The 13,885-nt window shown below is 41.4% G+C and carries 12 protein-coding genes; 2 read left to right on the top strand and 10 right to left on the bottom strand.

Annotated features, from left to right (window positions below; all coding sequences use genetic code 11):
* Nucleotides 1–14: 14 nt before the first annotated feature.
* The 5 genes from topA to PV403_RS04375 all read right to left on the bottom strand — a co-directional run bounded on the left by topA (nucleotide 15) and on the right by PV403_RS04375 (nucleotide 6,389).
* Nucleotides 15–2,117, bottom strand: coding sequence for a type I DNA topoisomerase (gene topA / locus PV403_RS04395; protein ID WP_213532544.1), 2,103 nt, complete (start codon nucleotides 2,115–2,117; stop codon nucleotides 15–17).
* Between the two features lie 75 nt (nucleotides 2,118–2,192).
* A complete protein-coding gene (gene dprA / locus PV403_RS04390; RefSeq protein ID WP_213532721.1) occupies nucleotides 2,193–3,323 on the bottom strand; it encodes a DNA-processing protein DprA in 1,131 nt (376 codons plus the stop codon).
* A 194-nt stretch (nucleotides 3,324–3,517) separates the two neighbouring features.
* On the bottom strand, nucleotides 3,518–4,447 hold the full coding sequence (gene sucD, locus PV403_RS04385) for a succinate--CoA ligase subunit alpha (RefSeq protein ID WP_191798352.1): 930 nt from the start codon (nucleotides 4,445–4,447) through the stop codon (nucleotides 3,518–3,520).
* A 60-nt stretch (nucleotides 4,448–4,507) separates the two neighbouring features.
* A complete protein-coding gene (gene sucC, locus PV403_RS04380) occupies nucleotides 4,508–5,668 on the bottom strand; it encodes an ADP-forming succinate--CoA ligase subunit beta (protein ID WP_213532543.1) in 1,161 nt (386 codons plus the stop codon).
* A 256-nt stretch (nucleotides 5,669–5,924) separates the two neighbouring features.
* The gene (locus tag PV403_RS04375; protein ID WP_213532542.1) at nucleotides 5,925–6,389 is read right to left on the bottom strand and encodes a MarR family winged helix-turn-helix transcriptional regulator; all 465 of its coding nucleotides are present in this window, start codon (nucleotides 6,387–6,389) and stop codon (nucleotides 5,925–5,927) included.
* Between the two features lie 459 nt (nucleotides 6,390–6,848).
* On the opposite strand from PV403_RS04375, the gene PV403_RS04370 reads away from it, so the two are divergent.
* Together PV403_RS04370 and PV403_RS04365 are read left to right on the top strand one after the other, a co-directional pair.
* Entirely contained in the window at nucleotides 6,849–7,493 is a 645-nt protein-coding gene (locus PV403_RS04370; RefSeq protein ID WP_249717190.1) for a hypothetical protein, read from the top strand.
* Nucleotides 7,494–8,062: 569 nt separating this feature from the next.
* Nucleotides 8,063–9,670 carry a YifB family Mg chelatase-like AAA ATPase gene (locus tag PV403_RS04365; RefSeq protein WP_332083698.1) on the top strand — a complete coding sequence of 536 codons (1,608 nt, stop codon included), beginning with the start codon at nucleotides 8,063–8,065 and terminating at the stop codon, nucleotides 9,668–9,670.
* A gap of 236 nt (nucleotides 9,671–9,906) precedes the next feature.
* On the opposite strand, the gene PV403_RS04360 is transcribed toward PV403_RS04365, so the two are convergent.
* The 5 genes from PV403_RS04360 to PV403_RS04340 form a co-directional block, all read right to left on the bottom strand.
* Nucleotides 9,907–10,506: an acetylglutamate kinase gene (locus tag PV403_RS04360; RefSeq protein WP_249717188.1), complete on the bottom strand. Its 600-nt coding sequence runs from the start codon at nucleotides 10,504–10,506 to the stop codon at nucleotides 9,907–9,909.
* Between the two features lie 475 nt (nucleotides 10,507–10,981).
* On the bottom strand, nucleotides 10,982–11,233 hold the full coding sequence (locus PV403_RS04355; RefSeq protein ID WP_160036445.1) for a YolD-like family protein: 252 nt from the start codon (nucleotides 11,231–11,233) through the stop codon (nucleotides 10,982–10,984).
* Between the two features lie 179 nt (nucleotides 11,234–11,412).
* Nucleotides 11,413–12,300, bottom strand: a complete 888-nt coding sequence (locus PV403_RS04350; protein WP_213532540.1) for a hypothetical protein — start codon at nucleotides 12,298–12,300, stop codon at nucleotides 11,413–11,415.
* 292 nt (nucleotides 12,301–12,592) lie between these two features.
* The gene (locus tag PV403_RS04345; protein WP_332083697.1) at nucleotides 12,593–13,156 is read right to left on the bottom strand and encodes a nitroreductase family protein; all 564 of its coding nucleotides are present in this window, start codon (nucleotides 13,154–13,156) and stop codon (nucleotides 12,593–12,595) included.
* A gap of 297 nt (nucleotides 13,157–13,453) precedes the next feature.
* Nucleotides 13,454–13,876, bottom strand: coding sequence for a YraN family protein (locus PV403_RS04340; protein ID WP_332083696.1), 423 nt, complete (start codon nucleotides 13,874–13,876; stop codon nucleotides 13,454–13,456).
* Between the last annotated feature and the right edge of the window lie 9 nt (nucleotides 13,877–13,885).

Genomic DNA, 13,885 nt, shown 5'->3' with positions numbered 1-13,885 from the left:
TCATTGTTAGTATTTTATATTTCAACAGACTCATCATCTGGTTCTTCCATGATTTCAGTATGATCGCATACCGTACATTTCAGCTTCGTTCCTTGCTTATTCCGTTTCTCTACCATGAGAGATGAACAGCTCGGACAAGGTTTGACGGACGGCTTATCCCAAGACACGAAATCACATTCTGGATAACGGTCACATCCAAAGAATATACGACCTTTCTTACTTCTGCGCTCAACGACATGTCCTTCCTTACAGGTTGGACAAACAATGCCGGTGTCTTTAATGATTGGCTTCGTATTACGACAGTCAGGAAAACCGGAGCAAGCTAAGAATTTCCCGAAACGACCAAGTTTATATACAAGCGGCTTCCCGCATTTTTCGCAAATTTCATCGGAAACCTCATCTTCGATCTCGATTTCCTTCATTTCTTCTTCCGCCACTTCAAGACGTTTCTCAAAGGAACCATAAAACTGTGCGAGTACTTTCACCCAATCCTCTGACCCTTCTTCCACGTGGTCAAGATCCTCTTCCATATGTGCGGTAAACTCCACATCCAGAATTTCGGGGAAGAACTGTTCCATTTGCTCTATTATCAGTTCACCAAGTTCTGTAGGCATGAATTTCTTCTCTTCAATGGCTACATAACCCCGTTTTTGAATCGTTTCAAGTGTAGGTGCATACGTACTTGGACGTCCTATCCCAAGTTCTTCAAGCGTTTTAACCAGACGAGCCTCTGTATATCGCGGTGGAGGCTGAGTAAAATGCTGTTTTGGTTCAATCTCCTGTTTAACTAATGCATCCCCCGATTGAAGCGGAGGCAAAAGCTTATCTTCTTCCGTGGTACCATCATCATTTCCTTCTACATACACTTTCATGAATCCAGGGAAACGAACTTTTGATCCTGTAGCACGGAACGTTGCATCCCCTGCAGTAATATCAACAGATAAAGTATCAAGAATAGCAGAAGACATTTGACTCGCTACGAAACGTTCCCAAATGAGTTTATACAAACGAAATTGATCTCTGCTTGTATATGCTTTCACGGAATCTGGATCTCTTAGTACCGAGGTAGGGCGAATCGCTTCGTGCGCCTCTTGAGCATTTGCTGCTTTTTTGGAATACTGACGGAACGTTTCCGGTACGAAAGTTTCTCCATATTTTTGAGTAATGAACTCTTTCGCTTCTTCCTGAGCCGATGTCGCAATACGAGTGGAGTCGGTACGCATATAGGTGATTAAACCTACGGTTCCTTCTTTACCAAGATCTACACCCTCATATAACTGCTGTGCGACTGACATCGTCTTGGCAGCACGGAAGTTAAGTTTACGAGCCGCTTCCTGCTGTAACGAACTTGTTGTAAAAGGAGCCGACGGATTACGTGTCCGTTCCTTCTCTTTTACTTCTTTTACCGTGAAATCTTCATTCTCAATTTGCCCCAGTATCGAATTCACTTGTTCTTCGTTTGTCAGTTCCGTTTTGGTTCCGTTCCACTTATGAAACTTCGCTTCCATCGGGCTGCCGTCTGCACTTAGTTTTGCAGTAATGCTCCAGTATTCTTCCGGAATGAAATCATCGATTTCGTTCTCACGGTCAAGAATAATCTTAACTGCAACGGATTGTACACGCCCAGCAGATAATCCTTTTTTCACTTTTTTCCAGAGTATAGGACTGATCTTATAACCTACCAGTCGATCTAGAATCCGTCTTGCTTGTTGTGCATTCACGAGGTCCATATTTATTTTACGCGGTGTTTTAAAAGCATCTTTTACCGCTTGTTTCGTAATTTCATTAAAAACAACCCGGCAGCTTTCTGTCTGATCCAGATCAAGTGCATGAGCCAAATGCCAGGCAATCGCTTCCCCCTCACGATCGGGGTCAGCCGCCAGATAAACTTTTTTCACTTTTTTCGAAGCATCCTTTAGTTCTTTCAGTACAGAACCTTTTCCGCGGATGGTAATATATTTAGGGTTAAAATCATTTTCCACTTCTACGCCAATCTGACTTTTTGGCAAATCGCGGATATGCCCCATCGAAGCCTTAACGATATACTTACTTCCGAGATACTTCCCTATCGTTTTGGCTTTCGAAGGAGACTCCACGATGACGAGTGAATCCGCCATAGGTTCATCCTCCTCTCAAAATATAGCCTGCATGCCCCTATGACGAAATCACACATCAAATCACGCCAAAGGGATCTATATTAACTTATATATAGCTCCAGGTAATTGTATAATCTGCTTTTTTATGATTAAAGATAACAGAACTGAATGCAAATGTCCAAAATCAAGATGAAGCCTGTCTACAAAATCATCTAATGTCATAGGGCCTGCTTCTAGTAAATCAACTACTTTTCTTTCTTCTTCCGTAAGTTCTGGGATCAGCTCCTGCTGTGATGCAGATAAAAGCGCTTCAGGATGAACTCCGGTTTGTTCTGGCTTGTCTTCTCTAGCGAAATTCATTACATGTTTATATTCATCTGTAATATCTTCTACTTTAGTTACTAACGCAGCCCCTTGTTTAATTAAATTAAGCGTGCCATGACTTTTAGGAGATGTAATGGGCCCAGGAATTGCAAATACATCGCGACCTGCTTCTAGTGCAGCGTCAGCCGTAATTAATGATCCGCTGCGTAAATCAGCTTCCACCACAAGTGTACCTAAACTCAGTCCCGCAATAATCCTGTTTCTCTCAGGAAAAAGACCAGGTCTTGGTTTTTGGTGTATTGGATACTCAGATACTAACAATCCACTAGAAGCAATCCGGCTCGCTAAAGCATGGTTTTCGGCGGGATAAATATGTGACAGCCCTGCACCAAGGACAGCAATCGTTAAACCATCTGCGCGAATAGCAGCTTCGTGACATACACTATCTATTCCGCGTGCAAGACCGCTTACAATCGTATATCCTGCCTTGCATAGCTGTGAAGCGAACACCTCACCTACTTTTTTTCCGTAACCTGTAGGAACTCGGGTTCCAACCATCGCTATAGACGGCTTATGAAGCAAACTAGCATTCCCTTTTATGTATAGAACCCAAGGCGGGTCCGCCGTTTCCTTCAATAATATAGGATACTCTTTATCGTAATAGGTTACAATTTCGATACGTTCCTTATGAAGCAGTTCAAGTTTCTCATAAATAAATGATTCATGGAAGCATTCTTTCATCACAGCAGCTTTTGCTGCCGAGAGTCCTGACTGAATCCAGTCCTGAGTTTCGTATTTTAGCATGTCCGATAATAAATTTCCACTCGTCATCCATCTTCTAATGGTTTTACGACCGATCCCATCCATCTCTTGAAGTCCAAATAAAATATGTCTATCTTCCATACTCTCCACCCTTTCTTTGACTAACGAAAAGAAACCTGTAATAAAATACAAAAAGCAACCCTTCTGTCGATATATTCGACAAAAAGGTTGCTTACCTTTTAGGATGAAATCAGATTCGGGTTTGCCCCTATTATATAGAAGAAAAAAATTTTAACAAGTCTTCCTAACGAGGCTTGTTAGATTGCTGCATGATATTAATGAGTCGTACAAAGATTAAGAATTCCGCGATCTTCCAGTACACTTACGAGCGTAGAGCCCATTTCAGATGGAGTTGGAGATACGCGAATGCCGCAAGATTCGAGTTTTGCAATCTTCTCTTTCGCTGTACCTTTACCACCGGAGATAATAGCGCCCGCATGTCCCATCCGTTTTCCTGGAGGTGCTGTAACCCCGCCGATGAAACCGACGACAGGTTTTGTCATATTATCACGAATCCATTCTGCTGCTTCTTCCTCAGCAGTACCCCCAATTTCACCAATCATAATAACTGCATGTGTATCAGGGTCATCATTAAAGCGAGATAAAATATCAATGAATTCGGAACCTTTAACAGGGTCTCCACCAATTCCTACGGCAGATGATTGACCGATACCACGTGTTGTAAGCTGATGAACCGCTTCGTACGTCAGCGTACCGCTGCGGGATACAACTCCTACATGACCTGGCATATGAATGTAGCCCGGCATAATACCGATCTTACATTCGCCTGGAGTAATAACGCCTGGGCAGTTCGGACCGATCAGAACCGTATCTTTGCCTTCCATATAACGTTTTACTTTGATCATGTCGAGTACCGGGATTCCTTCGGTAATACAGATCACAAGATCAAGTTCAGCATCTACAGCTTCCATAATAGAATCTGCAGCAAAAGCAGGCGGTACATAAATAACACTTGCTGTTGCGCCTGTTGCTTCTTTGGCTTCATTTACGGTGTTGTACACGGGAAGCTTAACTACACTGCCATTTTCGAGTTCAATGTCGACAGTCGTGCCGCCTTTACCCGGGGTCACTCCGCCTACCATTTGCGTGCCATAGTCCAGCGCACCTTTCGCATGAAACTTCGCAGTCGCACCCGTGATACCTTGTGTAATCACTTTTGTATCTTTATTTACCAAAATACTCACGATCGTTCACATCCCCTACGGTTATTTTCAAGTGTTCGGGTATCCCCGAAAAGGAATGAATTATTTCACGAGGGCAACGATTTTTTGTGCACCGTCTGCCATCGAATCCGCTGCTACGATGTTAAGGCCGGATTCTGACAAAATCTTTTTGCCAAGATCAACATTCGTACCTTCTAATCTTACAACGAGCGGTTTCGTAAGACCGAGCTGTTTAGCAGCTTCCACTACCCCGTCCGCAATTACGTCACAACGCATAATACCGCCGAAGATATTAACAAAAATACCTTCTACTTTTGCATCAGACAAAATGATTTTAAAAGCTTCTGTTACTTTTTCGGTTGTAGCACCGCCCCCTACATCAAGGAAGTTAGCGGGGTCTCCACCGTAATATTTAATAATGTCCATCGTTGCCATAGCAAGGCCTGCTCCGTTAACCATACAGCCGATGTTCCCATCAAGTGCTATGTAGCTCAGATCAAACTTGGAAGCTTCGATTTCTTTCTCATCTTCTTCATCAAGATCTCGAAGTGCCTGAATATCTTTATGACGATAAAGAGCATTGGAATCAAAGTTCAGCTTCGCATCCAGTGCCATCACATTACCATCACCTGTTACTACAAGCGGGTTGATCTCTGCAATAGAACAATCTTTCTCCACAAAAGCTTCGTACAGTGCAAGCATAAATTTCGTTGCTTTGTTTACGAGCTCATTAGGAATGTTAATTGCATACGCTAGTCTCCGGGCTTGGAATACCTGAAGTCCAACAGCCGGATCAACAATTTCTTTAAAAATCTTCTCTGGTGTAGCTTCTGCTACTTCTTCGATCTCAGTACCGCCTTCTTCGGAAGCCATCAAAACTACTCGTCCTGTTGCACGATCCACGACAACTCCCACATAATACTCTTTACGAATATCGCAACCTTCTTCAATAAGAAGTCTTTTCACTTCTTTGCCTTCTGGTCCTGTTTGGTGCGTTACAAGCACTTTCCCAAGAATTTCAGAGGCATATTCACGTACTTCATCCATAGTTTTGGCTACTTTTACGCCGCCTGCTTTACCACGTCCACCTGCGTGGATTTGTGCTTTCACTACAGTCACCGGGCTTCCCAGCGACGCAGCGGCTTCAACCGCTTCTTCAACTGTGTAAGCTACTTTTCCGTTAGGAACGGCAACGCCGTACTGTTTAAGTACTTCTTTTCCTTGATATTCATGGATATTCATTCTCGAATCCTCCTATCAACATGACTGCAACAAGGCGGGCTAGTTAGTCATATGTCCTTATAAACCCACATCATTGTAACACGTTTTTAAAACGCTTACCTTAAAAATTGATATCAAACTGAGTGTATTTTGATATCGATATCATTCCAAATAAAGAATGTTTGGGTAAAAATGGAAAAACCTTCTATACTCAAATCTTATGAGTAGTAGAAGGTTCTTCCGTTTCTAGACTAGTCAAAGCTCATTAATTATAGTCCTAGTTCTTCTTTTGTTTGTCTTCGACATTATTTTCGTGAACCTGTGTTAATAGACCTGTGAATTGATTTAATAAAGATGTAAACTGATCATCATCAAGACAAGCTTGATTCCGCATCGCATTCGGGATATGAACCGCTTCGTCCTGTAGCATCTTCCCTTTTTCAGTCAAGGAAACAAGTACCTTTCTTTCATCATGGACAGAACGTTCTCTGTTGATCAGTCCTGCGGTCTGCATACGTTTAAGCAGCGGAGTAAGGGTACCGGAGTCCAAATAAAGGGCTTCTCCAATCTCCTTCACTGTACATTCCTCTCGCTCCCATAACACCATAAGCACCAAATACTGGGAATAGGTGACCCCAATTTTGTCTAGGTGCGGCTGGTAAAGCTTTGTTATCTCTCTTGAACAAGCATATATAGCAAAACAAAGCTGGTTCTCCAGCTTTAACTCTTCATGAATTTTCATTAATCATTTCACCTGCTCCCTGGCATTCAAATCATGTTGGATTCTGATGCAAAATACATATACAACCCAATCTTTGTATCTTATTTTATCATAGCAAATCTAAAATACCATATTTAATTTCCAATCATTTAGTCGCACCCTTAGTTTATTACGGAAAATTATATTGCAGGAAACCTATATGTAACACAAAGTACCTTCTCTCACCCTTCCAATTGCAGCAGGGCATGAAATACCAAATGTAGAAATTAGTAAAATAGAATAAATCTTGCCCTAGATTACTTCAAACAACACATGCAGAAAAACAATATCATCAGTAGTGCTTTTGGGAATTACATATAAAGATCAGTTATTACAGCTGCATTCAGCATAAGGTTTATGTATTTTACATGGGTTATCTTTTTAATGAAAATAAATAAGGCGAATATCTAAAGAAGGGCGGATTAGAAAATTAGAACAATAATGAAAAGTTGGTCACCAAAAAAGGTTGTCCTTATCTTTTTTATGGTGACAACGATTTCGATATATGGATTACATCTTCTAGCAGAAAATGTTGAATACCCCGTTGTAGATGTAGATATCAAAGCTGATTTTCTAAGCGAGGCATATTTTTCCGAACTCTCTGTCCAGTATACTCAAATTCGCTCAGGGTATCGCAGATGGTACATATTCGATCATTCCAAAGCGTTTGCGGCACACGCGATTCTCACTCGCATGATGTATGATTTAGAGAAACATCCTGAGTTACTAATTGGACATATGCATTTTGATTTGTTTTTTGAGACGTTTGATCGGCATGTCAGAAAGCTCCCTTATATCACTGAGGAGGTCCATTATTTTCGGAATATACTAAATGGGTATGGAGAGGCACCTGAGCGATTAGATGAGATGAGTGAACTTGCTGCATGCGGCAAGTGGCGGCTATTTAGCGCCAGATATCATAGGTATGAAGCAACTGAACTTGATGCTGCCTATCATGTAAAGTTTATATCGGCAGATGGTCGCTTTGAAGCTGTCTACCATACGGAGAATGGACTGATCGTAACCGATCCCGCAAACATGGGCACTTATAATTATGCACCTGGGAGCATCCTTCCTTGGAAGTAATACCAGCACCACCAGTATGATAAAGTCCCTTGGATAAAATGGGGTAACACTGATCAGATTTCATACGAGGAAATTACGCAGTTGCCAACGAGACATGGCTCTATGGAGCAAAAGAATAGCACAGCAGAGCTCAAACAGTTGATCAAAGACAAAATGTCAGTATCACCTACGACATGTGAATATTAGTTGGCGACTACGATCCATCGAGATGATTATTCGAATAAATTTAAAAAATCAAAATGCGTGTCTGAAACATTCTTTTAACATTCGAGTAGATTCTTTTATAATTGAGATTGACATAGAAAAGTATCATTGTTTACAATGAACTTGCTAGTAAATGATTCCATCTGAATATATTAAACTCCTAATGTCATTTAAGTGGAACCCTAAATTTATTTTTGAAGTTAAGTTATTTATCATAGAAATACAGACTAAAAGTTCACACATACGTTCTATTGCAAACAATTGAAATATTCATATTCATTTTGAAAATAAGGAAGCACCTTTTTTCATGTTTAAATACCCACTTATCTGAAGTGGGATAAACTGAAAACGAGGTGTTTTTTCATATGTACGGAAAATTATTTGGAGCTTGCTTATACGGGATCGACGGGGTACTCATTGAAGTGGAAACGGATTTGTCTAACGGATTACCTCAAACTTCGATTATCGGACTTCCTGACTCTGCTATACGTGAAGCAGTAGAACGTGTCCGAGCTGCGATCAAAAACTGTGGTTTTCAGTATCCCTTGCAGCGGATTACCATTAACCTCGCACCTGCCGACCTCCGTAAAGAAGGGTCTTCTTTTGACCTCGCCATTGCTCTGGCCGTATTAACAACTAGTGAGCAGCTTATCCTTCCTGCAAATAAGAAGACTTTATTTTTAGGCGAATTAGCACTCGATGGAAGTCTTAGACCTGTACCCGGTATCCTCAGTATGGTAGACCTTGCTCGCCGGCAAGGCTTTGATTCTGTTGTTGTTCCCATAGAGAATGTAACCGAAGGTTCTGTTATCCAAGGAATTGAAGTCTATGGTCTTCGTCATTTAAAAGATTTGGTCCCCTCAGTATCGGGAGACGCGGATTCATCTGTAACCAAGGGAACAATACAGCAAGGAAGAATACAGCTCAAAGACTACACTCATCTTTCTACGGATACATATTCATCACGTAAAGAATCTTCTGAAGAAGGTTCTTATCTTATGGAAGACTATATTGACGTTCTAGGACAGCAGCATGTGAAAAGAGCACTCACGATTGCTGCTGCCGGAATGCATAATATCATGCTTGTTGGTCCACCGGGCACGGGAAAAACGATGCTCATTAAACGTCTGCCGACCATACTTCCTCCCCTTACCGATCAAGAAGCACTTGAAGTCACCAAAATTCTAAGCGCTTCTGGCAAATTAAAAGATGGACTGAGTAGACTTGCAACGGTTCGGCCGTTCCGTTCCCCACATCATACGATTTCAGCCGCCGGTCTGATCGGAGGAGGGACGATACCAAAACCAGGAGAAGTCAGTCTTGCTCACCGAGGAATTTTGTTCCTGGATGAACTTCCTGAGTTTAACCGCCAAGTTCTTGAAGTACTGAGACAACCGCTAGAAGATCGTCAAGTAACACTTAGCCGGGCCCGGGCAGCTTTTACATTCCCTGCTCATTTTATGCTTGCTGCCTCCATGAATCCTTGTCCGTGCGGATATGCTGGAAATGATCCTAAGCAGCAGCGATGTACTTGTACGCCTCATAAAATAGCCGCCTATCGTGCCAAAATATCTGGCCCGCTGCTGGACCGGATTGATTTACAAGTCGAAGTCCCCCGGCCGAAGGAAGTACTAGAAGTGAAGATTACTTCCTCTTCAGCTGAGCTCCAAGCACAAGTGCTCGCTGCACAGAAAATTCAGGAGCATCGGTATAAGGGACTGCCGATCTCTTGGAATAGTGAACTGTCGGGTAGTTTGCTTCGGCGGACCGCTGTTCTTGATAAGCCTGCCGAGGAGATGCTACATCAGACCATTGATGCACTCGGGCTCAGCATGAGATCTTATGATCGGATTCTTAAGATGGCTCGTACGATTGCAGATCTAGCAGAAGAAGAGCAAATTACAACACTCCATGTGGCAGAAGCCATTCAGTATCGGAATTTAGATGTAAGATCTGTGGCGATGCAGGAGTAAGTATGAAATCCCCTATAGTTCTATTTATTAAGATAAATCATGTTATAACAATTCATCTTAAACAATTCCTGTTTTTGAGTATTACCCTCTGCTTCACTCTTCCTAGTGTTCGGGCGTATTTCATATATTAACCCATCTAGTTAGAAATAGGATATCAGTAACAATGTCCTTCTGCCTGGTTTCTCACTTCCCCACAAAAAAAGGATAAGTTCCATAAGAACTTATCCTTTTCGATATTAACTTAGGAAGTTTGACGGGAACTGTTGAACGATCCCACTCGTCATCATATCTGCCATTCCTAGCGCTTGTGTCTCGATCTGATCATTTAGCGCAACGTTCTTCACGTAGTCTTTCGCTATACGGGTGGAAACCTCATCACTGAGAAGGCGAAGATGCTCATACATCATGTGCTGCCATTCCACTTTAGACCAATAAGGATTTATTCTGCCAAGAAAATCGGCAATGGAGTCTGCATTTGCATACCATCTCCTCTGGGCGTCAGCCGCTGCCTCGGAGTTACCCGACTTCAAATCACCAACTAACTCAGCTGCAATTGTGAGATGCTCTCTAAGCAATCTTGCAAACTCATTAGCAATAGCTGTACCGTATACGGTGGCCAATACTTCCGCAAAATCATCAGGATTTCGCAGCAGTCTTTCCGTTGTTGCATTCACATCAGGCAGGCCGTCTACAATACTGTTCACAGTTAATCTTGTCCAATACACATGTTGCTCCCATAGTGCTCTCAGCTTCCTGTTTAACTCTACGCTTGATGATGTCCACGTGGGATAACTTCGAGCAACAGGATAGTAATAAATCGGATAACGGCTATACACACTGGCCAGCTCCTTTTTAACAGTATATGGGCAAATGGCTTATATGTGATTAACTCTCCAACGAAATTGTTACTCAAATAGCTCTTTAATTTTAAAATCAGTCATGGGCAGCAGCAATCCGATTTTTTCGATGCACCTATCTTGAAAGCCTTTACCATCTAGCAATTACTGCTTTAACTATTTACCAGTATGGCTTTTTCAACTCCAGCATTCCTTCTATAACTTCGATATCCTGCTGTGTGATGAAGCACTCCTGTCAAAAATGGCATGCAAAAGCCCGCAAATTTTTCTGCGGGCATATTATTATTCAACATGAAGTTACGGCATCTGCCGCCAGTCTTCAAGTAACAGGGACAATCAACTCAGTATCTGAATTTAGATAGGTTGGTTAGTAGAGTATAATATTCGATTGTCTCATCAACTTGTTCCAGCAGGCTTGTCCTACAGTTCTGAATGGTGCCATAATAGACTATCTTTAATCTCTAGGGTAATCCATTCTCATAATATCCATGAAGGGGACTTTATACAGCCCTTCTTCAGACTGAATATGTACCTTGCCTGTACGTGAATCCATCGTTACGATCTGCCCTCGTACTTTTTCTTCCCATGCCCATACCGTCACTTCAATTGTGGATTCTTCTTGATAGGCTTCTGACAACTGGTTCCCTAATTCTTCTAATACAAATTCATCTCTTGTTGGCCGCTTTGGTACTTTCGATTTTGCCATGATGATGTCCTCCTATCAATTCATGCTATATTTTGAGTTATTATTTAATTCAGTTATTTTGCAAAATGCTCATTTAAGATATTGTCTTTGAAAGGTTCATTATATCGTATATCCGATCTGCAGGATAACTTTTTAATCAAATCCCCACAGTTTCATCATATCCTTGTACGTTCTAAAGCCTATTTCCATCTTCGTTGAAATTTACTTAGATCATTCAAAGCTTCTTCCATATCATACTTTCTCAATAAATCGCCGATTTCCACATACTCTATAACTCCAAATCTTGCTTTGTAAAAAGCGAGTTTTTGTATTTTATAAGGCTCCCCTTCTAATCGATTCAGTAAATAATAAGTCACTAGTTCTGCAGCTTCTTTCCAGTTATATCCGTGTTTTTTAGTCGTTTTGATATCATACAGCGTATCTCCAATCATAAAATCAGCCGAAGCTCCGCCCACTCGTCTTCGCTTCTCATCAAAGGAAGGAAAATACTTAATTTCTGTCCTTTGCTCATAAGGAAAACGTTCTTCAAAGATCTGCCATAGAAGCTTTAGGTCGCTCTCTACATCAGGCATAGGAGGATGGATAAACTGCTGAACAAATTCAGTTGGACTGGTAAAAGTCGCATGTACACCAAGCCGGTAGATCGTATCGAGCTTACTGCACATAAAGGCTCCGTGGATGAATTCTCCTTCCGAAACCGCTTCTCCTCTTATAAATGAATCCCAAACCCCAGTGAAACTCTCAAAAAGATGAGTCAGTTCATCGATCGCAGGTACATCGGAAAAGAATTCATGAATCACTTCGTACCCTTTTCTTGCAAGCGGATTGAGGGCTTTATCAGGAGAATCTTGATTTTTCCTAGCTAAAATAGCACTGATCATATATTGAAAAGACACCCGAACGAGTCCAGATACATAGCTCGTAAAATTAGAATCTGCGAGTATCGATTTTTTCTTAAAGGGAGGAACTTCCGTAGAATAAGATTTAAAATCTGCTGCTTTCGGTGTAACTTTACGGATGATTTCTTGAAAGTCCTTATTTGTATGAATAAGCGAAGTTAAGCTCAAAGTATGCCACCTCGTATCAGAGTATCGATCTAAAGAACGAAGATTATATCTATAAAATGAATTCCACCACTCTTAACCAATCTCAATTATAGCACAAATGTTCGCATTTTTCTTGTATAAAACCAATTTTTAAAAGACAATAAAAATAAATAAACAAACCAAAAAGAAGTCCCCTATGACATGTCACTGTCAAGAGAACTTCCTCTTCGTTAAATAGCTGAATCCTACGATTAACTACTAGCCTGAATCAATTTCATAACTCATTACACTTGATTCAGGCTTCATTTGTAATTTATTTAAATAAAGTTAATTTCTCAGATGCTGGTGTGCGTTCTTGTGGTTTAGGCACGACATCAGGATAGCCGATATAGAGCATACCTACAATTTTCTCACCTGGAACAATGCCAAGTGTTTCTCTAAACTTAGGCCCGTACAAGAACGGCTTTGTTACCCAGAAAGTTCCAACCTCTTCGGCCCAAGCTGCTAACATAAAGTTCTGCACAAGCGCACTTGTTGCTGCAAAATCTTCATCAAAGATCGCTTGCCTTGGATCTTCCTTCATAACCACAAGCATAATCGTCGGTACATTAAGGACCGTAGTCACAAACTTGTTGTCTTCACCCATCTCAGCTGCGATGGCCTCCGATAACTTTTGACGTCCCTCTTCTCGAAATAGTAAAAATCTCCACGGCTCACGAAGCTTATGATTTGGCGCCCATACAGCTGTGTCCAAAAACTCCGTAATCTTTTCTACAGGTACGGGTTGTTCCTGAAATTTCTTAATCGTACGGCGTCCACGGATAACTTCCTTTATGTCCAAGTTCTTTGCTGCTGCTTGTACAGGTATATCACTCATTCGTATTTCCTCCTCAAGTAAAACTCAAAGTTATTTTTCACAAGTTACATAGATAATGAGAATGATTATCAATTAAATCACTGTCCCTAGCATACCTTGGTAATGCTTGTAAAGTCAATTCCTCACAATAGAAAAAAGTCCAGTACCCACTCGGTTGTTTCCCCCAAGGGTCTGGACGTCCACAGCTAACTCTATGATACCTGCTCTTTACTTTACATTACATTACTTCACTTTACGTTACTTCACTTTACGTTACTTCCCTCTACATTACTTCACTTTAAAAATGAATCTAATTTATTAGAAAGCATTCTCAATATGTTTAATCTCCACCGGCCCCTCGGACCAATTCACGGGAGGAAGTAAAACCCCCATCACATCAAACCTTATCTGCTTGTTACCAAGACGACGATCTTGAAGATACACCGCGGCAGTCTGCCGCACCTGATTTATTTTACGATGATTGACAGACTCAAGAGCCGTGCCATACTGATGCGAACCGGTTCGACTTCGAACTTCTACAAAAATATACATATCATCAAGTACAGCGATAATATCAATCTCACCGCTTCGGCATCTCCAGTTGGTTTCCATGATTCGGTATCCTGCCTCTATTAAAAACCTAGCTGCGGCTTCTTCTCCTGCTTTTCCTTTGGCTTTCCGCGTATCTTTGGGCATTTCACTACGAAAGTTTGCTCCATTAGGAACTTGTCCGTTATCCATCGCAATTCC

Origin of the sequence: Paenibacillus sp. GYB006, assembly GCF_036577645.1 — a bacterium.
Classification (GTDB): Bacteria; Bacillota; Bacilli; order Paenibacillales; family Paenibacillaceae; genus Paenibacillus.
Note: the sequence above shows the minus strand (reverse complement) of the source record. Positions and strands in the feature narration are given on the sequence as shown.